The organism is Photobacterium sp. (genome assembly GCF_057456235.1).
The window spans coordinates 354086-380792 of sequence record NZ_JBVCPH010000001.1; the positions used below are offsets into that span (position 1 = coordinate 354086).

16 protein-coding genes and 1 pseudogene are annotated in these 26707 nt (G+C 46.5%); 9 read left to right on the plus strand and 8 right to left on the minus strand.

The features are described 5' to 3' along the window. The first annotated feature begins 51 nt into the window (after positions 1-51). Positions 52-1344: a rhodanese-like domain-containing protein gene (locus AC2204_RS01545; RefSeq protein WP_318923590.1), complete on the plus strand. Its 1293-nt coding sequence runs from the start codon at positions 52-54 to the stop codon at positions 1342-1344. 90 nt (positions 1345-1434) lie between these two features. Here the strand turns inward: AC2204_RS01545 and AC2204_RS01550 are convergent, their stop codons facing one another. Further along, positions 1435-2343, minus strand: a complete 909-nt coding sequence (locus AC2204_RS01550; RefSeq protein WP_318923591.1) for an aldo/keto reductase — start codon at positions 2341-2343, stop codon at positions 1435-1437. A 96-nt stretch (positions 2344-2439) separates the two neighbouring features. Between AC2204_RS01550 and AC2204_RS01555 the strand changes: the two genes are divergently transcribed. Beyond that, the gene (locus tag AC2204_RS01555) at positions 2440-2844 is read left to right on the plus strand and encodes an XRE family transcriptional regulator (protein ID WP_318923592.1); all 405 of its coding nucleotides are present in this window, start codon (positions 2440-2442) and stop codon (positions 2842-2844) included. A gap of 30 nt (positions 2845-2874) precedes the next feature. Here AC2204_RS01555 and AC2204_RS01560 read toward each other — a convergent pair whose 3' ends face one another. Next, positions 2875-3336 (minus strand): RNA-binding S4 domain-containing protein, encoded by a 462-nt coding sequence (locus AC2204_RS01560; protein WP_318923593.1) that lies wholly within the window; start codon positions 3334-3336, stop codon positions 2875-2877. Between the two features lie 191 nt (positions 3337-3527). On the opposite strand from AC2204_RS01560, the gene AC2204_RS01565 reads away from it, so the two are divergent. Beyond that, positions 3528-4385: a PA4780 family RIO1-like protein kinase gene (locus AC2204_RS01565; RefSeq protein WP_318923594.1), complete on the plus strand. Its 858-nt coding sequence runs from the start codon at positions 3528-3530 to the stop codon at positions 4383-4385. A 291-nt stretch (positions 4386-4676) separates the two neighbouring features. Then, entirely contained in the window at positions 4677-6770 is a 2094-nt protein-coding gene (gene fusA, locus AC2204_RS01570) for an elongation factor G (RefSeq protein ID WP_318923595.1), read from the plus strand. A gap of 121 nt (positions 6771-6891) precedes the next feature. Here fusA and AC2204_RS01575 read toward each other — a convergent pair whose 3' ends face one another. Together AC2204_RS01575 and torS are read right to left on the minus strand one after the other, a co-directional pair. Next, complete coding sequence (locus tag AC2204_RS01575) at positions 6892-8364, minus strand: C69 family dipeptidase (protein ID WP_318923596.1); 1473 nt, start codon at positions 8362-8364, stop codon at positions 6892-6894. A gap of 173 nt (positions 8365-8537) precedes the next feature. Beyond that, positions 8538-11492: a TMAO reductase system sensor histidine kinase/response regulator TorS gene (gene torS, locus AC2204_RS01580; protein ID WP_318923597.1), complete on the minus strand. Its 2955-nt coding sequence runs from the start codon at positions 11490-11492 to the stop codon at positions 8538-8540. A gap of 80 nt (positions 11493-11572) precedes the next feature. On the opposite strand from torS, the gene torT reads away from it, so the two are divergent. The 3 genes from torT (at position 11573) to AC2204_RS01595 (ending at position 14499) form a co-directional block, all read left to right on the plus strand. Continuing rightward, complete coding sequence (gene torT, locus AC2204_RS01585) at positions 11573-12667, plus strand: TMAO reductase system periplasmic protein TorT (RefSeq protein WP_318923598.1); 1095 nt, start codon at positions 11573-11575, stop codon at positions 12665-12667. A gap of 127 nt (positions 12668-12794) precedes the next feature. Beyond that, complete coding sequence (locus AC2204_RS01590) at positions 12795-13253, plus strand: methylglyoxal synthase (RefSeq protein WP_318923599.1); 459 nt, start codon at positions 12795-12797, stop codon at positions 13251-13253. Positions 13254-13518: 265 nt separating this feature from the next. After that, entirely contained in the window at positions 13519-14499 is a 981-nt protein-coding gene (locus AC2204_RS01595; RefSeq protein WP_318923600.1) for an alcohol dehydrogenase catalytic domain-containing protein, read from the plus strand. 376 nt (positions 14500-14875) lie between these two features. Here AC2204_RS01595 and AC2204_RS01600 read toward each other — a convergent pair whose 3' ends face one another. The 4 genes and pseudogenes from AC2204_RS01600 to helD form a co-directional block, all read right to left on the minus strand. Next, complete coding sequence (locus AC2204_RS01600; protein ID WP_318923601.1) at positions 14876-16441, minus strand: methyl-accepting chemotaxis protein; 1566 nt, start codon at positions 16439-16441, stop codon at positions 14876-14878. 421 nt (positions 16442-16862) lie between these two features. Continuing rightward, a complete protein-coding gene (locus AC2204_RS01605; RefSeq protein WP_318923602.1) occupies positions 16863-19313 on the minus strand; it encodes a M9 family metallopeptidase in 2451 nt (816 codons plus the stop codon). 239 nt (positions 19314-19552) lie between these two features. After that, a pseudogene (locus AC2204_RS01610) lies at positions 19553-19772 on the minus strand (IS6 family transposase); the annotation flags it as partial. 309 nt (positions 19773-20081) lie between these two features. Beyond that, positions 20082-22178, minus strand: coding sequence for a DNA helicase IV (gene helD / locus AC2204_RS01615; protein WP_318923603.1), 2097 nt, complete (start codon positions 22176-22178; stop codon positions 20082-20084). Between the two features lie 311 nt (positions 22179-22489). Here helD and yccS point away from each other — a divergent pair, with 311 nt between their 5' ends. Continuing rightward, positions 22490-24679, plus strand: a complete 2190-nt coding sequence (gene yccS / locus AC2204_RS01620; RefSeq protein ID WP_318923604.1) for a YccS family putative transporter — start codon at positions 22490-22492, stop codon at positions 24677-24679. 297 nt (positions 24680-24976) lie between these two features. Next, positions 24977-26461, plus strand: coding sequence for an AGE family epimerase/isomerase (locus AC2204_RS01625; RefSeq protein WP_318923605.1), 1485 nt, complete (start codon positions 24977-24979; stop codon positions 26459-26461). Positions 26462-26707 lie beyond the last annotated feature (246 nt).

Consider the following 26707-nt stretch of genomic DNA (forward strand, 5'->3'; position numbering starts at 1 on the left):
TGAAGTTGGTTGGGTATATAATCAGAAATCTTCAATCAATTAGGTTTTATGATGCACGCTATCAGCAAAACAATATTCCCTGTCATCATGCTTATCAGCTTTGAATTGCAAGCAATCACCTTTGATGACCTATCAGTCATCCCCTCTTCAGATATTCAGGTAATAGACTGCCGCTCCAGCAACTACTATAACGGCTGGCCGGAAGCTGACGCTAAACGTGGCGGGCACTTCCCTGGTGCAATCAATATCGATGCAGGCTGGCTGAAAAGTATTGAACCAGCACAATTCAAGCAACTGCTGAACGAGAAAAAGGTCATGGTTGATAAACCGACCTATCTATATTGTGACAACACGGCAAGCGCACTTGTGAATTCAGCCCTAAAAGATCAAGGTCTAACCGCGGTTAATATCATCGACCAGCCAATTAGCCTGTACTCTGGTCAACTTGATGCCCTGCCTCGCTTCCAGCAACTGGTCACGCCTAAGTGGGTAAAGCAGGTCGTGGAAGGCCAGCAGCCTCATTATGCTCCCAAGAAAGGGTATAAATTAGTCGAGGTTGCCTGGGGGCCACCAACCAAACACCTTGCCTCTCACATTCCAACCGCACGGTATCTCAATACTAATGAGATTGAATCAGAGCCATGGTGGAACCGGGTCAGCGACGAGAAGTTAGCCAAGGTTATTCGAGAACTGGGCATCCGCTACGACACCACAGTAATCCTGTATGGCCGTAATAACATGGCTGCCGCCCGCGCTGCCAACATCATGATGTATGCCGGTGTTGAAGATGTGCGTTTGCTTAACGGGGGTTGGAAGGCTTGGGTTAATGCCGGATACGCCACCGAACCGATGTTAAAAAGCGATAACACTCCCGTCGATTTTGGTCGGGAAATTCCTGCAAATCCAGATCTGATCATTGATGTAGCAGAAGCTAAGGCGATGCTGAATAAGGCACCTGCGACACAATCATTAGTCAGTATCCGAACCTGGGACGAATATATCGGCAAGACCAGTGGTTATAAGTATATCGAACCCAAAGGACGAATTACCGGTTCTAAATGGGGCCACGCCGGTAGCGATGCCAATCATCTTGAAGATTTTCGCAACCCTGATGACACCATGAAAAGTGCTAAAGACATCGAAAATCTCTGGCAGCAATGGAATATCAACCCGTCCCAGCAAGTCTCTTTCTATTGCGGCACCGGTTGGCGTGCCTCTGAAACGTTCTTCTACGCCTATGTCATGGGGTGGAAAAATATCAGCGTCTTTGATGGCGGCTGGTTCGAGTGGAGTGGCGATAAAGCCAACCCGACTTCGACGGGCGATATTTCAGATAAAAAATAGTCCGCAAAAATGGCAGTCAGAATTAGGCTTATAACCCTCTTCTGACTGCCATTATGTCATTTTATTTTCGGTGATTTTTAAGAGAATGCCTTATGGCACACCATGGCCTTTCGAAGCCGCCCATACCCGGAACCACTGTTCGCGTGTCAGCTCAATCCTGAGTGATTCAACTGCCGCCTGCACTCGCTCTATCTTACCGGAGCCGATAATTGGCAACGGATTCGATGGCAGACGCTTCACCCATGCGTAAATCACCTGATCGAGACTCACCGCACCGACTTCCTGGCGAATGGCTTCTAACTCGTTACGTACACGAACTTGTTGCTCTGACTGGCCAGAGAAAATTTCGCCACCCGCCAGGCAAGACCAAGCCATCGGCTTGGTACGTTTCATTTGCAGCTGATCTAACGTACCGTCATGAACGACGTCAAAGTTCAGGGGATTAATTTCAACCTGATTAGTCACCAGCGGTGCATCCAGGCGAGATTGCAGCAAATCAAACTGAGCGGGCGAGAAATTCGACACGCCGAAATGGTTCACCTTGCCTTGCTGTTTGAGTTCAGCAAAAGCTTCTGCAACTTCGTCAGCATCCATTAATGCGTCAGGCCGGTGGATCAGCAAGACATCGATATTCTCAACATGCAGACGAGTTAATGAGTTGTTCACAGACTCAATAATGTGCTGCTTGCTGGTGTCGTAATGGTTGATTTTGCGATTAGGGAATTGCGTTGTGCATAAATTAATATCGCACTTTGTCACGATCTCTATTTGCTCGCGAATACTCGGATCCAGCACGATGGCTTCACCAAATAACTGTTCACACGAATAACCACCATAAATATCAGCATGATCGACCGTGGTTATTCCGAGCTCAATATGCAACTTCAAAAATGACAGACGCTCCTGCGCTGTCATACCCCAATCGGCCAAACGCCAATAGCCTTGGACAAGCTCAGAAAATTGTGGGCCTTGCGGGGTTAATTCTACTTTTGCAACCATGATCTTTTTCCTCCCGAAAATTCTGTTTCCATCCTAGGCTTGTTTCGCCAGAGCCGCAATGCTACAAAGGGGAAACCTCGAACTGGAGTACGAATTATGGCATTTGCCGAACGCCTCAAGATATTAATTGGTGAAGAGAGCATCAGCGGCTTTGCCCGCCGGGTCGAGCTCAGTGAAGCTCTGATCCGCAAATACCTCAAAGGCAGCGAGCCCGGCCTGAGTAAAGCCAACCAAATTGCGATGAAAGCAAACTGCTCGCTGGAATGGTTAGCAACGGGATGCGGCTATTTATACCGCCATGCTGAAGTTGTTGATAAAGAAGCCCTAAAAGCTGCATATCAAGCGATCAGTGAGCAGTCTTTATCAGAACTGCAACTCGGAGAGCTTGTTCGCATGGTTTCGGGCTATCAATTTCTACGCAAAACTAAAAAATCAGACGGCTATCTGGATCTCAATGGCATGTTGACATTTTTAGCTGTCGCCAAAATGGATGAACAATAGCATCAGGGCAATCATTTGATGGCCATCACCTTAAAAACTGATTAGCTTACGCCCTGTTGACTGGTCTGCTTTACTGATCTCTTTGGGAGAAGATGATTTCTTCTGACCGCCTTTATTTCCATTACTGCTTTTGTTACCTTTCTTATTAGCCGTACTTTTATTGCTTTTTTTAGCATTCTTTTGTTGTGGCTTGTTCGGCGCTGATGTCTTTGATTTAGGCTTTTCGGCTTCTTCTATAGGCTCCTGAACGGGCTGATCACAAAGCACCACATAGTATTCTTCATTAAACTCGACCAAATCACCGTCATACATTTTACGGCGTTTACGCTGCTCAAGTTCACCGTTAACCACCACATACCCTTCTGCGATTGCAAATTTGGCTTCACCGCCACCACTCACCGCATTAGCAATTTTCAACACTTTATATAGCTCGATAGGTTGAGAAGAGACCTCAATACCAATCGCTTCAACTTCAATTTCTTCCTGAGACATTTGCCTGACTCTAATAGTTACCAATTAATAACGTGAATTCTACCGCACAAAGCAGGTTTAAGGTTAGCAATCTTAAGGCAAGCAGTAGCAACGGAAGTAATTCAAGGTGTTGTTGAAAATCAAACTGGGCCGGAATAACATTACACACAAAAAAGTTCGTGCTAATGGTCAGTTTAAGGTATAAAGACGCGATGAAAATACCGAAACGAATCCAGCCACTGGTTGATGACGGCTTAGTGGATGAAGTCATCCGCCAGCTGATGAGTGGCAAAGAAGCCAGCGTCTATGTAGTACGCTGCGGCAATGATGTTCGCTGCGCGAAGGTCTACAAGGAAGCGGATAAGCGCAGCTTTAAACAAGCCGTGCAATACCGCGAGGGCCGCAAGGTACGAAATAGCCGCCGCGCCCGGGCGATGGAGAAAGGCTCCAAGTTCGGCCGTGAGCAGCAAGAACAGGTCTGGCAAAATGCCGAAGTCGATGCGCTCTATACGTTAGCCGCTGCTGGTGTACGCGTTCCCCAGCCTTATGGCTGCTTTGACGGCGTATTGCTAATGGAGCTGGTCACTGATGATGAAGGCTTGGTTGCCCCACGCCTGAACGATGTATCAATGTCCGCCGAACAAGCACGTGAAGATCACGCTGTTGTCATGGAATATGTTAAGCGCATGCTTTGCGCCGGGCTGATACATGGTGATCTGTCAGAATTTAATGTCTTGGTGGATGAATACGGCCCCGTCATTATCGACCTTCCTCAAGCTGTTGATGCCGCAGCAAATAACAATGCTCAATGGATGCTGGCGCGAGATGTCAACAATATGACCAGCTACTACGCTCAGTACGCCCCCGAACTGCTAGACAGCCAGTACGCCAAAGAAATCTGGGCCCTGTTTGAGGCCGGTGAATTGCACCCTGATATTGAGCTAACGGGTCACTTTGAAGAAAGTACAGAAGTGGCTGATATCGATTCCGTACTGGAAGAGATTAAAGCGGTTTTTGCCGAAGAACAAGATCGCCGGGAACGGCTACGCGAAGCAGAAGAGCTGGAGTAGTCCAGCTCTGTTTTCTCGGATTGAGCAATTATCTGGATTTTCTGTTAGTGATAATAAGCTTTAGCCGCGAAAAATAATTACCACAGAGAGACTAAACTAAACGACAAGATCCTGCCGTTCGCAAAGCTATTTGCTTACATCAGTACTCGGTCGATAGCCATATTTGGCAGTCTTTCTGAAAAAAGCGACACGAATGGTCATTAAATGACCCTAAACCTATGTTCTGTTCGCAGTAATAAGTGATATACTCCGGCACCGAACTGTGAACCTCATTTTCTATAGAGTAAGACAATGACAGATTTATCTAAATACAGAAACATTGGTATTTTCGCGCACGTTGATGCGGGTAAAACCACTACTACTGAGCGTATCCTGAAACTTACTGGTCAAATCCACAAGACTGGTGAAGTTCATGATGGTGAATCAACAACTGACTTCATGGAACAGGAAGCTGAGCGCGGAATAACTATCCAGTCAGCAGCAGTAAGCTGTTTCTGGAAAGATCACCGCTTTAACGTTATCGATACTCCTGGACACGTTGACTTTACAGTTGAAGTATACCGTTCACTGAAAGTACTTGATGGCGGTATCGGTGTATTCTGTGGTTCTGGTGGTGTTGAGCCTCAGTCAGAAACTAACTGGCGTTACGCGAACGACTCAGAAGTAGCACGTGTCATTTTCGTAAACAAACTGGACCGTATGGGTGCAGATTTCTTCAGCGTTGTTGACCAGATTAAAAAAGTTCTGGGTGCTACGCCTCTAGTTATGACGCTGCCAATCGGCCGTGAAGATGACTTCGTTGGTGTTGTTGACGTACTAAACCGTCAAGCTTACGTTTGGGATGACACAGGTCTTCCTGAAAACTACGAGATCAAAGAAGTCCCTGCGGACATGGTTGATGACGTAGAAGCTTACCGTGAAGAGATGATCGAAACTGCTGTTGAGCAGGACGACGACCTAATGGAAGCTTACATGGAAGGCGAAGAGCCTTCTATCGAAGACATCAAGCGCTGTATCCGTAAAGGTACTCGTGATTGTACGTTCTTCCCTACTTTCTGTGGTTCTGCATTCAAAAACAAAGGTATGCAGCTAGTACTTGACGCAGTTGTTGATTACTTGCCGTCTCCAACAGAAGTTGATCCACAGCCGCTGACAGATCCAGAAACTGGTGAGCCAACTGGTGAAGTTGCTACCGTATCTGTTGATGAGCCACTAAAAGCGCTTGCGTTCAAAATCATGGACGACCGCTTCGGTGCCCTTACTTTCATCCGTATCTACTCAGGTAAGTTGAACAAAGGCGATACAATTCTTAACAGTGCTACTGGTAAGACTGAGCGTATCGGCCGTATGGTTGAAATGCAGGCGGATCAGCGCAACGAACTTTCTAGCGCTCAAGCTGGTGATATCATCGCTGTTGTTGGTATGAAGAACGTTCAGACTGGTCACACTCTGTGTGATGTTAAGCACGAATGTACGCTTGAAGCGATGATCTTCCCGACTCCGGTAATCTCAATTGCTGTTGCGCCTAAAGATAAAGGCGGCTCTGAGAAAATGGGTATCGCAATCGGTAAAATGGTTGCAGAAGATCCATCTTTCCAGGTTGAAACTGACGAAGAAACTGGTGAAACCATCCTTAAAGGTATGGGTGAACTTCACCTGGATATCAAAGTTGATATCCTTAAGCGTACTTACGGCGTTGACCTTATTGTTGGTGCACCTCAGGTTGCTTACCGTGAGACTATCACTCAAGCAGTTGAAGATAGCTACACGCACAAGAAACAGTCTGGTGGTTCTGGCCAATTCGGTAAGATTGATTACTTCATGCGCCCTGGCGAAGTAGGTTCTGGCTTTACGTTCAAATCATCTGTTGTTGGTGGTAACGTACCTAAAGAATTCTGGCCTGCAATCGAGAAAGGCTTTAAGGGCATGATGAATACCGGTGTTCTAGCTGGCTTCCCTGTTCTTGACGTTGAAATTGAACTAGTTGACGGTGGTTTCCACGCAGTCGATTCATCTGCAGTAGCATTTGAAATCGCAGCGAAAGGCGCATTCCGTCAGTCTATGCCTAAAGCGGGTGCTCAGCTTCTTGAGCCAATCATGCACGTAGACGTGTTCACTCCAGAAGATCACGTTGGTGATGTTATCGGTGACCTTAACCGTCGTCGTGGCATGATCAAAGACCAAATGGCTGGTCTGACTGGTTCTCGTATTAAAGCTGATGTTCCTCTTTCAGAAATGTTTGGTTACATCGGTCACCTGCGTACAATGACATCTGGTCGTGGTCAGTTCTCTATGGAGTTCTCACACTATGCACCATGTCCAGCAAACGTTGCTGAAACAGTAATCGCAGAAGTTAAAGCAGCTAACGAGAAGAAGAAGAAGTAATTCTTCCTTTAAGCTTTAGCTGATATAACCCCGAGAGTTTTCACTCTCGGGGTTATTTTTTACCTTGCGTAAAAAAAAGCCTCCGAAGAGGCTTTTCGTTATTCATTAATCCCCGCAGGGATCACAAACTCATAATTTTCTTAAACTCTTCTTCTGAATATTTCTTCTCGGTACTTTTGGTTAAGTCAGTCATCATTTTGTAGCGTATGTCAGTCGCCATGGTTAAGGTGCGCTGTAATTGCTCATAAGAATAATCCGATGCCATATCCAATGCGGCTTGCTTGTCAGACTTGTACAGCGCTTTTAGGGTCTCATCCATATTACTGACCTGCTTATATAACTTGTGCTCTTCTTTATCCCAGATTGCTTTCAGCATCGGCAAATATTTTTCGGGCTTAGCTGTCGCTAATGCCGTCAGACTTCTAAATTGCCAATAAGCAGAATCATCGCTGTAGGTATCGCTGCCGGTAGTGTATGGGGTTGGATAGTCCTGCAAATTGCCATACAACGGTACCAATACCGATTCAGCCAGCACCCCATAACTTTGCCAGATCATCCCCTGCAGTTCATGGGGCATCTCTTTACGCAGCTGAATAATGTGTGATTCTAACTGTCGTTCAACACGAATTGGACGCTCGCCATCTTCTGCCAGAGGAGTTCCTTCGTAGGTTGCACTCAGAACGTTCGCCACATCTTGCACTGAGAGTTTGCTATCGGGCTTCATAAACAATGGATACTGTTGCTGGCGCGTTGCCTGCTTGTTTGAGGCCGTAAGCATATTCTGCCCCAGCCATTCGCGGTCAACATTGTACGTATCACCGATAACGCCAAAGGCTTTGGCAAAGTTGAATGACTCAGGATCGGGGGCTTTTAGCAGCTGATTCTCTGTTACAAATTCCAGCAGCCCGTTGGAGTGCATGATATTTTTGTCATTGAGGTTAACACCATGTACCCGCAAGCCGTTCGCAATCATGGCATAACTGTCGTCTGGTACTTTTGCCGCAATCCAATGATGACCAGAGCCGATCTCAAATAACCAGGCTTCATTGACGTCGGCAATATACAGACTATTCCCTTCACCAGCGCCATAAGTTTCAATGTAGTGACCCAGTAATTCAACCCCCTCTTTCGCGGTTTTAACCTGCGGTAAAATGAGGGTCGGAATAATGGCTTCAATGATGCCATCATCAATCAGCGGATCAGCAGCTTTCGCATTATCATTGACTTCCGCGCTGGTTGTGGCTGAAACCGCCACATTGAATTCGTTAATACCGCGTTCTTCGTAATATTTTCCTGCGCTGTCAACGGTATTCGCATCCCAATCCGGAATTGCTGAATAGGCATAAAAATGAGCAGGCATCGGTACGGTCAGGCCATTGCCAAGCTTCCACTCACCCGCGTCATTCACCTGCGCCGGGCGATAAGCCAGATATTTGTTCCAATTATTAATACCAAAATCTTCGTTTCGGGCGATCATAATACTGCTATCAACAGAAGCCCCTTTGCCGACAATCAAACCGGTACAAGCGTTAGCGCTCATGCTTAATGCTGACAAGATCGCAGCCGACAGTATGGTGACAGAGGTTTTGTTCATCGTATCTCTCCATGCGTCATTATTATTTTGATTATTTAGTGCACGGTTAGTTTATTCCTCCAACAAATATCATTATGTGTAGGCAATCACACCATTAATAGAGAAAAAACTAGAATTAAAAAAATAAGGCCTGGATCCCGATAGTTCGTTACTTTACTGAGTAATTATTACTATTATTTCGATCCAAACGCCGCTTCCAGAGCCTGTTTGGATTGCTCGAAGACGTCTGCAAGTTCATCAACGTTCAGGCCACCCACTGAACCTTCTTTACCTGCTTTTTCAAACACTGAACACCTGTCGTGCAAACGTATCAGACCCATGGTACCGGCTGCGCCTTTAAGGGTATGGGCCTGTTTGGATGTTTCATTCATATCACCCGCCTCAATTGCCGCTTCGAGCTGTTGCAGCGTCTGACCGGATGATGTCGCAAACAGCTGGATCAGGCGCTGGACCTGAGCTTCGCCTAACACCTGCAGATCATTGCCCAGTACGGATTCTCGTAAAATAGGCTCATCCGTCAGAGTTTCCACTTCGCAAACGTCAGCTTCAACCGTTTCCGTTTCTTCCAGTTTACCTTCCACCGCCAGTGCACCTTGTTCTATCGCCACGCGTTTATCCCCTTTCAGAATACTATTGATGGTCTCAATTAGCTGCTTTTCAACCAACGGCTTAGGTAAAAAACCTGCAAAACCGGACGTAAGATAAATTTCTACTTCCTCGCGGAATACATGAGCAGAAAAAGCCACCATAGGGGTGGGTTCACGCCACGATTCACCGTGCTTAGCAGCTTCAATTCGGCGCAGACGGTGAAGCAAGGTCACCCCATCGGTATCAGGTAAATGTATATCGAGCAGTGCCATATCAAACTCGTGCTCACGGTATGCTTGCTCAGCCGCCTTCCCGTCTGCGGCAATGATAACGGTATGGCCCAGGCGGTTAAGAAAACCTTCCGCAACCAGACTGTTTACCGGATTATCCTCCACCAGCAAAATGAATGCCGATGGCACGTTCATTACCTGCTTCTCAAGAACTTGCGACTGTTTACCTTGTTCCAGTTGAATCGTGAACCAGAAACAGCTGCCTTCATTCAATGTGGAATGCAAACCAATCTCACCATTCATCGCCGCGATAATATGCTTGCTGATGGCAAGTCCAAGGCCTGTTCCGCCAATCGCTTTGCGGCCCTCTTCGGCCTGATGGAAAGCGGTAAAAAGCGTCGCTTGTTCACTCCTGGCAATACCAATCCCGGTATCTTCTACCTTAAATAACAGTTCATCACCCTGCAGGGGATTGATGCCTACCTGAATTTTCACATAACCTTCATCGGTAAACTTAATGGCATTAGCCACCAAATTAACCAATACCTGACGAATGCGGGTCGCATCGCCAACCCATATATCATTGATCTGATCATCAATATTGCAGATCAGCTGAATGCGTTTAGCCAATGCGCGGCTCTCAAGTATGTTATAAACGTCGGTTAACAGCTCAGACAAAGAAAAATCTGCGGCACGAATATCCAGGTGACCCGCTTCAATTTTGGAATAATCGAGAATATCATTAAGAATATCGAGCAAGGTTTCACCGCTGCGGTGGATCACCTCCAGATACTTCGCCTGCTGCTGATTAAGCCCGGTATCGCCCAACAACGATGCGGTGCCTAATACACCATTCATTGGGGTCCGAATTTCATGGCTCATGGTGGCGAGAAATACTGATTTAGCCCGGTTAGCTTTTTCAGCCTCAGCTCTGGCTTTATCGTGGTTCTTCACTTCGATATTTAACCGTGCATTGGTTTTTTCCAGTTCACTGGTTCGCTGTGCGACCAAGCCTTCCAGGCTGGTTTTATGCTGCTGCAGTTCGTGGCGGATTTTTGATTCCACTTGCGCCAGACGATAACGTTCTGAAGCGGTATCACGTGCCACCATGATCGCTCGGCCCATCTGGGCCAGCTCATCGTCACCTTTTATCGTTAAGCGAATTTCCAAGTCACCCCGCGCCAGAGATAACAGGGCCTGGCTATAATCATTGATCCGGCGGATCACCCGGGCATACACAAAACGCCACATGATCAATACCACTGCCAGCATACCAATCGCTGAGATACCAATCAGACTGGTTCTTGCTAGGGTCAGGGTTTCATCGACTTCGGATATCGCAAGCTGAGTTCCCTTATTGGCAGCATCGATGATGTCATCAACCCGGTTATTTAACTGTTGAAACAAAATCAGATTCTGTTGATCAAGCCGTTCAACATCTTGTTTGGCGTACAGCAGCTGTTCCAATGTTGCGAAAAGCAAACCACCACGGTTCAATCTCTCGGTCAACTCCCCCAACTGCAGAGAACGATTAGGATCTTCAACCGATTTCACCCGATGGCTCATCACGCTAATGGCATTCATAAATCGCGTTTTCAACTCGGAAAGAGCTGTGATATCAGTCTGTCTGTTAGAGTCATCAAGTATATTAATCACCTGAAGCGACAAGAAACGCAGTTCAAACAAACGCTCCGATAAATCCATATCGACTTCAACCAAGCTATCAAGTGCTTTATATACCGCCGAGTTATCTCCCACTGCCACTAAATCATAGATACGTGAAACGTTGGCAACGGCAATAGTGTTGGCATTAGAAACCTGAGACTGTGATAAAGAGTCAATCTGCTGTGTCGCCGCCGACATTTCGTCGGTCAGAATATGGACCTGCTCTTGCAAATCAATCTGGCGTCCCACTAACAGCCCTAGCAGCGCTAAGTTATCGACAATGTTTTTGACGTCTTCTTCCAGTTGCGTCATTAACTCGTTCTCAAACGAATACCGATCCAACGCCTTCAGGCTTTTTTTCAGCCCTTCGATATGAATAGTCAGTGCCCGTCCCTGCCGTTGCCGTTCACTCTCGTCTTTCGATGTGGTCAACACCTGAGCCGTAAAAATGATACGTGTACTAAGATCAGAGAGCTGCCGCGCTTCTGCCAGTGCCGGTACTGCAGAATTAATAACGGTGCGCTCAGTTTTAGCAACCAGCGAAAAACCGGCCACGCCAATAACCACGGCAATAATCATCAGTCCAGCAATGGCTGAGAAGGCTAACAGCAGTTTTCGACCAATACTGTTTCGGGTAAATGACATAGATCAGGACCATATCTCTAAAAATTGGGTTTAACCCCAGGACAGAAAGCATTACTATTTTGCCAGCGATACAGGTATAGATGCTAACAATGATGTTTAAATTGCGTGTTTTTTCTTTTTTATTCCTCTTTTTCTCCTTCCACTCAGCATATGGGAGGCAGGTGATCACCCATCAGCCACCATTTTCGGCCGACAAGAGGTCACAGGCAATTCTCTATCAGCCACTTCAGTCAGCCTCAAAACCGTGGAAAATTTGTGCGGTATATCCGCACCTGAAGGATTCATACTGGTTATCTATTAATTACGGCATGATTGAACAGGCGAAGCGCACGGGCATTCAACTCACGGTGTTAGAAGCGGGTGGCTACCCTAATCTGGAAAAACAGAAAAACCAACTAAGCTACTGCCGTCAATGGGGTGCAGATGCCATTATTTTAGGAACCGTAGACAGCAAAGCCTACAACGGGACGCTTTCTCAACTCACGGGTAATATACCCATTTTTGCTGCCATTAATGATATCGACATGAGTGATCCCGACATTCAACAGCATGTTAAAGCGAAGGTGGGGGTCGATTGGTACTACATGGGAAAACAGACCGGTGATTTCCTAGCTAAACGCCACCCCGCGGGCAGTGGTAAAGTCAAGGTCGCCTGGCTGCCGGGCCCAAAGCAACGGGGCGGAACGAAACCAGTTACCCAGGGATTTCACGACGCGGTGAAAAACAGTGATATCGAAATCATAGCAACCCTGTGGGCTGATAACAGCAAAGAGCTGCAACGTAATCTTATCCAGCAACTTTTCACTTCCCATCCGAACATTGACTATATTGCAGGTGGAGCTGTCGCCGCTGAAGTGGCTATCAGTGAATTACGGGCAACAAAGAAAACAGATGACATTAAGATCGTATCCACTTACCTCAGCCATGGTGTCTATCGTGGCCTGCGCCGGGGAAAAATTCTGTTTTCTCCGACCGATAAAATGGCCCAACAAGCCCGGATCTCTATCGATCAGGCTGTGCGATATCTGGAAGGTAAACCCGTTGAGTTGGATCTGGCCCCTAAAATTGAACCATTAACACCCAACCATTTACCCGCAGAGGTCATTTTTGAATCTTTATCCCCTGCTGAGTTCAGGCCGGCTTTCAATGTGATTAACCATAAAGTCGTGCGTTAGGCTTCGGTGCCTTGAGCCAGCTTATACTTTCAAGTATTTAGGTTGTACAACACAAGTAAGCTCTGATATTAATGCAACTATAAATAATAACTCTGTTCATTAGTGAACAAGAAGGTTGGAGCCCTGCATGCAAGTCACAACGCGTACTATGCAAAAAAGCAAGCACATCGCTTTAGTTGCACACGATAACTGTAAAAAACATCTTCTTCGCTGGACACTAGAGCACAAGGACAGACTGAAGGATCATGTGCTTTATGCCACTGGGACGACGGGCCACCTGCTAGCAAAAGAAACAGGTCTGAATATCAACTGCATGCTAAGCGGCCCACTAGGCGGCGACCAGCAGCTAGGGGCAATGATTTCAGAAAGCAAAATCGACATGATGATTTTCTTTTGGGATCCATTGAATTCAGTGCCGCACGATCCTGATGTGAAAGCCTTACTGCGTATTTCTGCTGTATGGAATGTACCGGTTGCCACCAACCGCGCCAGCGCTAACTTTATGATCACCTCCCCTATGCTGGATCAGGACGTCGACATCGAGATCCCGGATTACGACGCCTATCTGGCTGAACGAATTCTTTAAGACTACTCTGGGCAATTATTCCGATTAGTATAAAAGCCTTCAACATACTGAAGGCTTTTTTGCTCTCTAACGGCCAACATCCCACCCCGGCTTGCCCCCTTTGCTTATCGTCATAACCCATCTCTCATAAAGAAAACTTATTCGCCCAAATTCAGGCAATATTTTATTATTGGATATATGCTGATGGGTATAAAAATAAGATTCTAAACAGTTATTGCTATTTCGTACTCTTGGGATGTAGTGCGCCATAATGAGGTAGTGGCATATGAAAGCATGGAAACTTACCCTGCCGGAAGGACTGCCGTGTCTGAAACTCACCAGAGCCCGGAAACCCACTCCTGCCGCAGGTGAAGTGTGCGTAAAAGTGGCCGCCGTCGGGCTAAATCCAATGGATTATAAGCTAGCCAGCTGGGGCTATGCTACCTGGCAGTATCCGCAAATTATCGGTCTTGATGTTACCGGAACTGTCGACACCGTGGGCAGAGATGTCACCAATTTCAAATCTGGCGACCGGGTGCTCTTTTTTGCCGACCCCCGAACTGCGGGCGGTTTTGCTGAATATGCCACCTGCAAAGCAATGGCCGTCAGTCGTATTCCCGACACACTCGAATTCTATCAAGCTGCCGCGCTGCCCTGTGCCGGTTACAGTGCCTGGCTGGCAGTTTATGACAAGCTACGGGTTGAAAACAGCCAGCATATTGCCATTACCGGCGCGGGGGGAGGTGTCGGCGGGTTTGCCGTCCAATTAGCGAAACTGGCGGGTGCGACTGTCTACGCTATTGCCGAAAAAAAACACCACCAGCGACTGTTAGGATATGGTATCGACGCCGTCATCGATCCAGATAAAGAAAATGTGGCAATGCGGCTGATCGAGCTGACAGAAGCTCAGTTAGTACATAGTGTAATTGACTGTGTGTCGGCAAAATCAGGCAGCGTAATGAGCGCCCTGATCCGCTATAACGGTCAAATCGTTATGGTCGCCGATCAGTTCAACCAAGTGCCATTACTGGCAACCACCAAGGCACTGAGCATACATGAAGTTGCCCTGCACGGTACTTTTGCGCATGGCAACGCTGAGCATATTCACCACCTTGCCGATATCGGCAACAGCCTGAGCAACCTCGTTGCAGAAGGCAAGCTTGATCCGATGGTTGAGCAAGTCTTGCCTTTTGAGCAACTTACCGACGGCCTGCAGCAACTGAAAGATCATTGCCATAGCGGCAAACTGGTGGTCAAGATCGGATAATACTCATCAGGCCTTAACGGGGGCTTTTTTATTACGTTTGATCTTATTCATTACCGGATATTTATCTTCAATAAGCTCATTGATAAACGGGGATGTTTTAAGTGTAATGGGCGTTGTTGATTAAATAAGGAAAGACTAAGAATTCCGCCTTTCCCATCTAATCTAGCGACTTAATGACCAACTACGAATTTAAATGGAAACACTTTTAGCCTGAAATCACTCTCTGGATTGCTACGATGAAGCGACCAAGACTGCATGTGACAGAGAGACAAAATACCCTCTTTCCTTGGGAAAAGAAGGTATTTTTAACCAACCAATAAAACATTCAACTGATCAGTGTTACCTAAAAAGAGGTTAATTCAAAAGGAATTACATGTTAGTGATTAATTTTAAAAGAGCCGACATGACGATCTAACGTCTGGGCAAGTTCCGCCAGTTTCTGGCTGGATCTTTCTAGCTCTCGGCTGGCAGTCAGGCCAACTTTGACCGAGCTATCCACTGTATCCATATTGATGTTAATTTCGTTGGCAACACTAGACTGCTGCTCGGTAGCAGTAGCAACTTGCGTATTCATATCAAGTATCGTCATGACCTGCGCCGATATTTGCTCAAGAGCTTGCTGAGCTTTTTCCGTTGCTTGAGAGCCTTCAATGGTTAATGATTTACTACAGTCCATCGCATCGACAGCATTTTTGGATTCATTCTGTAGCTGGTCGATCATAACTTGAATTTCATTGGTTGATTGGGCCGTCTTGGTAGCCAGATTTCTTACTTCATCCGCAACGACAGCAAAACCACGGCCGGCTTCACCAGCACGCGCTGCCTCAATGGCCGCATTTAACGCCAACAGGTTTGTTTGCTCTGAAATACCTCGAATCACGTCAAGAATAGAGCCTATGGATTGTGTTCTTTCTGCCAGAGAAGTAATCACCCCTGACATATCGTTCATTTGAGCAGCAAGATCAGTAATGGTACTGGTTGCTTCCTGTAAGATTCTTTGCCCTTCCTGAGTTTCGATATTGGCACTCTTTGCTGACTCCGCGGCACCGGTAGCATTTTGCGAAATCTCACCAATTGTTGCGATCATCTCATTCATTGAAGTCACAACTAATAAAGATTGATCGCTTTGCTCGTGGCCTCGCGATAGTGCTTGCTGAGACTGGCTCCGAAGCTCTGTAGCTGAGTGGCCAAGATCAACACCGGTTTTAACCACTTGAACAACTATCTCATTGATTTTGCTAACGAAGGTATTGAAAGCAGTGGAAATATGGGCGATCTCATCGTTACCGCGTACTGGCAACCGAATGGTAAGATCGCCATCACCTTTCGAAATATTCTCTAACACATGCTGTAATCCTGAAAGCGGTCTTAACAGTTTGCCCAGCAGCCACATAAGTACGCAGCCACAAATAAAGAAAATACCTAAAATAACGACTAGCTGGCTAATCACAATACCTTTCGCCGCTTCGCTGACTTCAGTGATGGGAATACCGATATCGAAAGTACCGTACAATTCACCATTAACATAAATTGGAGATAAAATGTCGTATACCCAGACTTCCTGTACGTCTGCATACCACTTGGAATATTGTGGTTTTCCTTTTGTTGCTCCATCTACGGTATAGTTATCGTCATAGATTTTGTTTAATTTTTCGATATCACTATGGGCAATCGCTTGAACATTCTTGTCAATCACGATTGCATAGCTAATATCTGGACGACTTTTAAGCGATTGAACCAATTTCTGTAAATCATTTAAAGGCTGTGAAGATGTGCTCAATATATATTCCACATTTTCGGCAAGCAGCTCAGCTTGTGCCTGTGACTTTTTCAAAATGATCTTGTCGATTTCTTGATGGGAGATATAAGATGTTGAAGAAATACTTGTTATTGCAGCAATTGCAAACATGATGCAAACAACAATTAATATTATTTTTTTCATTAACTCGTTCCTTTATGCCATTTGCAGCAGTAAAAAACCTAACCAATTAATACCCAACGAGCATCACTAAGGTGTAGCGTGGTAAAATGACCTTAATTTAATTCATGCTTCTCCAGCAATATAAACACTGATTTCAGCTTGGCATAATACATCCCACACCAGCATATCGCTCACGTGCATAATGAAAATGTTGATATTGCTCAATATATAGGTTTGACAGCCAAGATATACGCTCATAGTAACGCCATATTTGGTTATAACTTGAACACTTCCATATCGCCATTTTAAATGAAGCAATGTCAGTGCAAGTTAGGGGTCTGTCACAAGCTGGAGTAGTAAAATAAGTGCAACAGACGCCCCTGTATGTAATACAGGGGCGGAGTTTATCAAGGACGAATAATCGACGAGGCTATTGTTTGGTTTAGAAGTAAGTCACATATACTTCAGATAGATTTTCTGGCTGATCCGCTGTTATTAATAAGTAAACGTAACCGGCCTGCTCATGTTTCATTTCAATGAACTCATGACTGTCTGAACGTGTCGATGAAGCACTATACTCTTCCTGACTTGGCCAGTGTTTCTGAGCGGCATACAGGTTGACATTCCCTTTGTTTTTTGCGGTGGCAGACGCTTTAGGCGTTAGCCATACCCGCAGCGTTTGGTTGCCTTCCGGTACATAAACAGCCATATAGCGGTTTTGATGAACTGTCATTTCGGTTGGGGTGTCTTTTTCAAGCATAACCGGAGCTAAGTCATCTTCAGGTCGTTGGCTGTTATTGCCAGTATTTCCGTTATTACCAGTGTTACTCGACAGATTTTCCGAAGTCACCTGCGTGACGAGTTTAACTTGATTGCTGGCTTCACGACCCACGACACTTAAGTAATAACGGCCCGGCTTCGGTGTATCAAAGGTGATGGTTTCATTGCTACCAACCTTGGCATTGGATATATCATAGTCATAATAATGCGCGACACGCTCATAGCTGGCATGGAGATCGGCATCGCCGTCACCGGAGATAGAGACAGAAAATGTTGTCGTCTTTTCAGCTATATCGACATAGAAAAGTTTCTCGCGATGCTGCTCGGGGTTCAATGTTACCGATGTATTCGGCGTTAGCTCAACGGTTAGTGCTTTCTGCGCAGATATTTTCGCTAGCTTGTTCTCTTCCGTTATCTCTTTTAGCCAGTCGCTGAATTCGTGATCGTATGCCTTCCCTAAGGATTTTACAGTGGTAGCCCACTCTTTGAAGCGACCCAGACGGGCAAGGTTCAGTAAAGGCTGAATATTTTCCGGGTGACGCTCAAACATAAAACGAACAGCAAGGTAGCCCCAGCTATAAATACGGGTTAAGTCGTGGCTATAGGTCGACGCGAATATTTCGGATAGGCGATAGGTTTGCTGTTCCGCCTGGTCATTTGCTGAAGTGTAATTCTTCTTGTAGGTCATGTACTCAGCAAAACCCTCAATCCACCATACGATGTGACCTTCACGCAAGTTGTCATTAAAACCACCTTGCAGGTTGAAACGTCCATCCAAATAATGGACATATTCATGCTCAAGGTTTAACACTGAGAAATCTTCGGCATATTCGTTGCGATAGGCAATAAAGCGAGCCTGATTATCTTCGCGGCTTGGTTTACCTTCCAGGTATTGGCCGCCATTGTTGGTTGTATTGCCAAACAGGAAGTTAGAATAGGTGATGTAATCGCTGTTAGTATCGAAAACAACCACTTCAACCGAATCATTCGAATCGTTACTGACAGGGTTATAGCCACTATTGACCACCTGATGGAAATCGGTTTCTTTATCATTCAGCATGTCACATGAGGCTTGCGCCTGTTTTTGTGTCATTTTCTGAGCCCGAATAATGGCAGGGCCTTCACAGTTGAATGTAATCGGTAAAACGATTTTTTCCAGATCCGCTTTTGCCGTTGTTAAATTTAACGCCTTGGCTTTCTCTGGCGCATAATGGTTAAGCATTTCAACAATACCTATCCAAATGCTGTCGCTTTTGCCTCCAAACGGGTAGCGGATAAGCAGATCATCCAGAATGGTCATCACTTTTTGTTTGACCTTCTCATCTGGCGAGGTAAGTAGTCGACCTAATTCACGGGCTGCATTACTAAGCAAAATATCAGCTGGTGTATCTAGTGCCCACTCATTATTGATAATGAACTGATGTAACTGATCTAAATATTCAGGGTGATGCTTCAGCATTATTTGGAAAGGCGCGCGATGAACGTTTCCGTGCATTGCACGGAAAAGGTTGTTTAGTCCCTCAACATATTGGCTGCTATTCGCATTGGCACGATCCAGTGTATTAAGAAGTGACAGCATTGGCTTCATGGTCATCGGCAGCTGCTTAATGCTCACAACCATGTACGTCATGCCGTATAACGCGTTAGTTTGTTCTGGTAGGGCTATTTCTGTTGCATAAGGATTTGCCAAAAATTGATTTACTGTTTTCGCGAACGCTTTGCTAAGTTGATCTGAGTATTCACCAAGTTCAGCTTTTAAGCCAAATCTCACATAGTAAGCGGCACGAACATATTCAATAAGGTTGGCAATTTCAGTGGCTTGTGTTGCATTTCCCGTGTACTGACTTACTTTTTGCTGTAGATGCTTGTTAACTGTCTGGAGCGTATCTTCGCTATAGAGAGAATCAAATACGTTACGAGGTACGTAAAACCAGTCATTGGTACACTGCTTGTTTGCCTGTTCGATTAACGGTATCGGATCTTGTGTTGAAACGAGTGTATTAACATCACAAAGCGTTTCAGACCAAGCAGTAAAAGAAAATAAACAAGCAGGAAGGCCGACCGCAAGAGCACAGAGCTTACTGGATTTTTTGAACGGTGTTTTAAATTTCATTGCAGATTTCTTATAGTTAAGTATTTTGGTGTAAAACTAAGTTTCGACATAATTGTGGAATTTAGTTTCAACTTAATAAAGGGGGGATTTAGGTTCTTTTTATGCTTGACTGAAAAATGAGATTTTGATTCAGAAAGGAATTAACTTCATTAAAAACAATGGGTTAATAATGCCATATTTGGACTTCGTCGAAAGGTTATGCTGAAGTAGAGGTATGCAGCTTTCCAAGACATAATGTAGGCTGCCAGCGCGTAAAACGGCTCCCAAGAAGATAAGTTTTCTGGATTGTTGAGCTGTCCTTTTTTAATCATCGGCCAACGTTCGATGCCAGCTAATGTCGCCTCTGCGCCTTCGTAAGATTTCCAGCCAAATGCTGCCTGGTTCATTTTACCTTTCGCTCTACATTGAGCTTTGCTCAACTATATTGTTCAGATATTTAGTTGAAAGAATTTCAATTAGCGAAACTGGCGGGTGCGACTGTCTACGCTATTGCCGGAAAAAACACCACCAGCGACTGTTAGGATATGGTATCGACGCCGTGATCGATCCAGATAAATAAAATGTGGCAATGCGGCTGATCGAGCTGACAGAAGCTCAGTTAGTGCATAGTGTGATTGACTGTGTGTCGGCAAAATCGGGCAGCGTGATGAGCGCCCTGATCCGATGGTTGAGCAAGTCTTGCCTTTTGAGCAACTTACCGACGGCCTGCAGCAACTGAAAGATCATTGCCATAGCGGCAAACTGGTGGTCAAGTTCGGATAATACTCATCAGGCCTTAACGGGGGCTTTTTTATTACGTTTGATCTTATTCATTACCGGATATTTATCATCAATAAGCTCATTGATAAACGGGGATGTTTTCTCGGGATCGGCACAGATCCAGACATGCTTTTTGGCGCGGCTCAGTGCCACGTAGAACAAACGACGCTCTTCGGCGTCGGCAAAACCTTCATGTCGCGCTTGCAGGCAGGCCGCAAGACCGGTATCACGATCATGAGCCGGGAATATCCCGCGATTCACATCGAGAATAAAGACGAAATCCGCTTCTCGGCCTTTACTGGCATGACAAGTCATAAAGGTCAGTTCCAGATGCGGCCATTGTTTCTGCCACGCGCGCAACTTCTCTGGTTTTTGTTTGTTATTGCGCCCGAGTAATAGCACCGTAACCGGTTTTTCATTCTGCGAGGCCAGCTGCACCAGTTCCTGCTCCAGTAAGTCCTGGCACAGCAAGGTTACCGCTTTACGTTTTTGTTTCTTAAAGCTAACCAGATCTTTTTTGAGCTGCTGTGGGTTTTGCTGGATAAAGGTATTTGCCACTTCCCCGATCATGTTATTAAAGCGATAGGTGGTATCCAGTTCGGTAATATGACAAGCCCCAAAACGCTCAGCAAAACCCGTCGTCAGATTAACGTCGGCCCCGGCAAAACGATAAATCGCCTGCCAGTCATCACCAACGGCAAATAACGTCGGTCTTGGCTTGTCTTCATCACCGGATTGACACAAGGCTTCAATCATCGCTAAACGATGCGGCGAAATATCCTGATATTCATCCACCATGATAAAGCGCCAGCTCGCGGCATATTTACCTTGATTAACGTATTCCGTCGCCTTTTGGATCATAGTATTAAAATCGATCTGTTTATTGGCTTTCAGGTACTGCTCGTAGGCACGGAAACAAGGCCAGAGCAACCCAAGTTCACTTTTCATCCGCGCTTTGCTGGCTGCATTGTCGTGCTGTTCAATATCTTGATTCAGAACCGATTTATTGGTCCCGCGCTGGCCGAGTAATTCAATATGCCGCCAGATCCAGGCCCCAAGCTGTTCACTCCTGGCTTGCTTCTCCATCGAGTTATCGGCTTTAAAGCCCGGAATACGCCATTGGGTCAAATGCTTTTGCCAGCGTTTCGCCGTAGCCGGGGTTTCCCACTGCTCAGCAAGCAGGGCGGCTATCCACTGACCGCGGGCTTTTTCATCTAAAGCCAGCGGCGATACATTAGGTTTCTCACCTTCTACCGCCTGAATAATCTGAGTTCCGAGACCATGGAAAGTAGCAACTTTGATTTTGTCGTTAACTTTTTTTCCGAGGCGTTCACTCATCTCTTGGGCCGCTTTGCGACCAAAAGCCAGCATCAGGATCTCTTCCGGCTGGGCGTCTTGATTGGCCACTAAATAACCGGCTCTCGCGACCAGCACACTGGTTTTACCGGTACCGGCACCAGCCAGCACCAGATTATGATCCTGATTAATCAATACCGCTTCGCGTTGGGAAGGGTTAAGCGGAGATGATTCAAATTGATCAAACCACGAGGCCCACTTTTCGGACTCCTGAGTCAGCCATTGCTGGTTATTTTGTTCGATCCATTCACTGTTATCGTCTAGCCAAGGCTCGATTTTCTCAAACGCCATCGGACGGAAGGATCCGGCCAACTCCTGGGTCAGCCCGGTAGATCCCAGCGAATCGGTAAGAAACTGACACAAATTATGATGATCAGATTGGCGCAGGTAGCCCTGCTGACCGGTAAAATTATCAATACGATGCAGCATGTCAGGCAATGAACGGTCAAGCTTATCGACCCGGCCACGAGCCCAGTTACGGTAAGCTTCCAGCAGATGTGTCGCGAAGGGCTTGCACTGATGCCATGGCAGACCATGAACGGTCCAGCAGTATTGCTGATCCGCCGAGGTGATCTCTAACGATCCCCATAAGATACCGCGACGGACTTCGATCGCCCCGTCCCAGTCATCAAAGGGAATCACATCTTCTTCTGTCTGGCTATCTAGGATCAAACTGTTATCATTCAGCTCGATACTGAAATAATCGCCCTGCACTAACCACTGTGCTAACCAACCGGCACTTAAACGCATTCTGTCACCAAAAAAAGCTTCATATATTCCATCCCGCTATCTTTTACACACCGAGTCGACGTACGCAGAGTCATGCAAAGAGGCAGTAGGTTACCAATAATTTATGTTATACCCAAATCACCTTAAAATGCAGAGTTCGGCTCTTGAGGTCCAATTGATTAAAATTTCTGCTGACAAAGTAAGTAATGACTAATTTCCCTAGGGTTTTATCATAACTTTGGTATCTTTATGAGCACGGCAGGCCATCTATAATCGCCCTGCTATTCTAGCTGTTCATTTTCCGCCATATATCAGAAGATTGTTAATCATACATGCAGAAAAGCCGCTTAAGATCCAATTTATGCCGTTACTGGGCGAATGACCGAATTAACTACAGTGTTCGGGTCTTTATCGCCTTAGTCGGTGTTGCCCTGCCCTGCTGGTATTTGGGGTTAACCACTGAGGTCACCCCGTTGGTCTTAGGTATTATTGCTAGCGCACTGGCTGAAACCGAAGATAATCTGACCGGCCGTATTAAAGGGCTGGCCATGACGCTGGCCTGTTTTCTTATTGCCTCTTTGTCTATCGAAATGCTGTTTGATTATCCGGTGCTGTTTAGCTTCGGATTATTTATCTCCACCTTTGGCTTCATTATGCTCGGGGCTATGGGTGCCCGATACGCCAGTATCGCCTTTGCCTCTCTATTGCTGGCGGTCTATACCATGCTGGGCTCAGCAACCAGTCCGAACCTTTGGTACCAGCCGGCCATTTTGCTTGCAGGGGCTGCATGGTATGGCCTGCTGTCGCTGATCTGGCAAGTTTTATGGCCAAATCAACCGGTTCAGCAAAGTCTGTCTAAGGTATTCAGCGAATTTGCTCACTATTTAGAGTTTAAAAGTAAGCTGTTTGTACCGGTTTCAAACATGGAACCTCAACCGTTGCGCATAGAAGCGGCCAGTAAAAATGCTCGTGTAGTGGCAGCACTGAACGCGGCCAAAGCCACCTTATTGCACCGCGCTCGACGTGGCCAGCCAAATGCCACTGGCGACAAATTTCTAAAAATCTATTTTCTGGCGCAGGATATTCACGAACGCGCCAGCTCTTCCCATTACCGTTATCAGGATCTTGCTGCTACTTTCCATCGCAGTGATGTCTTGTTCCGCTTCCAACAACTATTGACGTCACAGGCCCGCGCCTGCCGTGAAATTTCTCGTGCGCTGGCAATGGGGAAACCCTATCAGCATGGACCTGAGAGCGTGCGGGCATTGGATGAACTGCAAGAATCACTACTCTATTTAAAAAACCGGCATAATCCGCAATGGCGATCGTACCTGATCCAGCTCGATTACCTGTTCAATAATCTGGCAACCGTCGAGCGCCAGATGTCGAACGTCAGTAACCCGGACGTGGCACAAACAGATCCTGATATCGAACTGGCCGATCCCGAAGCCCGTAGCGCAAAAGATTTGTGGCTGCGCATTATCAGCCAGCTAAAGCCAGATTCGATGCTGTTTCGCCATGCGTTACGTATGGCCATCGCACTGACCGTGGGGTATGGCATTATTCAGGCTCTGGAGCTTGAGCGCGGCTACTGGATTTTACTCACGACACTGTTTGTCTGCCAGCCAAACTACAGTGCAACCCGTCAGAAACTGGTTCAGCGGGTCTTGGGAACCTTGGGTGGCCTGCTGGCAGGGATCCCTTTACTCTATTTATTCCCAGGACAGGAAGGCCAACTGGTGCTCATGGTCGGAGCCGGTGTTCTCTTTTTTGCATTCCGAACTGTTCGTTACGGATTGGCAACCGCCTTCATTACTCTATTGGTACTGTTCTGTTTCAACCAGTTGGGTGAAGGGTTTGCGGTGATACTGCCGCGTCTGGGTGATACTTTGCTTGGTTGTTTGCTGGCCGTACTGGCGGTAAGTTTCATCTTGCCCGACTGGCAGGCGAAGCGCTTACATAAAGTGATGGCATCGGCGATCACCACCAATCGGGATTATCTCGCCCAGATCATTGGCCAGTACCGGATCGGTAAACAAGACAACCTGAACTACCGGATCGCCCGCCGCGATGCCCACAATACCGATGCCCAGCTAAGCACTGCGATCAGTAATATGCTGGCCGAGCCGGGCCGTTACCGTATGGCCACCGACGAGAGCTTCCGCTTTCTGACGCTTAACCATGCCATGCTGAGTTATATTTCCGCGCTGGGTGCACATCGTACCCGCCTGGAAGATGAACGAAACCATCTGATCTCAAAGGCTCATCGTCTCATTCACACCCACCTTGATTGTCTGGCCGAGCAATTAGCAGGCAATGTCTGTGCGCTGGCACCCGATAACGATAATGATCTTGAGCAGCGCCTGGGCCAGTGGCGAGATGATGACTGTACTTCTGTACGAATGGTCTTGCAGCAACTGCACCTGATCTATCGCATGCTGCCCGAACTGCACTCTCTGGCCAATAAGCTTGCCGCCAGAACCGGCAAGCCCGCAGAGCAATCATCGCTTCCGCAACGTTGATCCTTAACCGCAAAAACCAATAGTACCAATCTGACTCATGCTCGCTGACAGGCCCGTTCATGAGTCATGATTGGTACTGTTCGGGTCAAACACAGCACAAAACTAAAGTGATTGAATCTTCGTTTTGCTTTCAGTTTGAAAACGTCCTATCGCTGATGGCGTTCAGTGCGAACCGTCGATCGACTCTGTGAAGCAGTAGACAGAATGTGTGAATACAAATGCATATATTCATGTTTTGTGTAAGGAATTGATTTAAAAATGAATATGCCGTTTATATATAGTCTATCGGGTAAATATATGCGCCGGACGTGTAGCACATTATTGCTGGCTACATTGTGCTCGACTGGCGCGGTGGCATCATCGACAAATACGGTAGCGCTTCCATCGGGTAACGACTGGCTCAACCATGTTACAAAAGGGCTTCAACCTTATTGGATGATGGAAACCGCACAAGGTGCCCCACTTGGTAATTTCCCAACCTTTCGTTGCGACGACGGCAGTCTTCTCGATGTCAGTCAACCATGTCCAGAGCTAGACAAGTCTTGGATAAATCCCTACTTTGATCGCGAATATACACGCATGAAATCACGCCAGATATATGGCTATGGCGTGCTTTACCACCTAACCGGCAATGAAGAGGCATTGAAGCTGGCAAAAGCGGGGGTTGATTATTTATTAGCGGAATTACGCGATCAAGAACATGGCGGGTTTGTCAGCTTTATTAAAGAGGGGAAACCGGGCTTAAAGTGGCAGCAACGAACCGCCCAAGATCAAGCGTATGCCATTGTCGGGTTGGCATTCTATTATTACCTCACCAGAGATCCAGTGGTCGAGCAGGCATTGATAGACCAGCAGAAATTCATTTTTGAACGCTATAAAAATGCCGCAAACAGTGATCTGCTTTGGGTGATCGAGGATGGTGACGAACAGAGCCACAAACAACGAGAGCTGGTCGGCCAGCTTGATCAAATTAACGGTTATTTGCTGCTGTTAACTCCGATAATGCCTAAATCAGTACAGCAGAAATGGCGAGACGATCTTTACTGGTTAACCGATCAGATGGTTAAGCAGTACTATTCTGAAAAAGAGCAACGCTTCTACGGCGCAATTCACCATAAAGCCGTAATGATGCCAGATGCAAAGCACAACGATTACGGCCATACCATCAAGGCGTTCTGGATGACTTATTTAGTTGGCCGCTACTTTGACCAAAACGAGTGGCAGAAGCTGGGTGAACAAGGTATGAGAACCACGATGGAACGTGCAAGCTACTCGATGCCGACAGATCAGGCTAAGCCATATCTTTCTAACTCATTGTTTAGTCAGTGGCAAAGTCTTAATGCAGTACCGACATGGAAAAGTAGCCGTTACAATCACTTTATCTCGTCTTGGCAATGGGCTGAATTAGACCAAGCAGCAATGACGGTTAATCTACTGGATGGTACCACCACGAATCAACTCTACTACACTCAAAATCAATACATGGATGCGTGGGTCGATCATCAATATGGGGGTGTAGGATTAGACCCGAAGCGAACCAAGGCTTTTCACTGGGGTAATGCTTACCACCAATTTGAGCACGCCCTCATTGGATATCTGAGCGCACAGCAATGGTATAGCAAGCCTGCGCAATTGTATTTTGCGTTGCCAAGTGACTACAGAGGGAAAATTGAGCCTTACTACTATCAAGGTGATATGACGTCTCGTAGAGAGGTTGGGGAGTTAGACGGCGTTAAAGGGCTCAAGAAGCAGGTTATCAGCTTTACCAACATTACCCCTTAACAGAAAAAAAAGCATCTAGGACAGGCACCTTTATTCCTTCCTGATGTGAACTTCGGTGCTCTGGATATTCAGCCCGAGCTGCACTCTCTGGCCAATAAGCTTGCCGCCAGAACCGGCAAGCCCGCAGAGCAATCATCGCTTCCGCAACGCTTAGGCTGAACAACGACAAAACCAGCCTTTGGCTGGTTTTCTATATCGCCGCTACTTTTTCTTAAAGAAACAGATAGCCTGCGGGCAAGCAGTGAA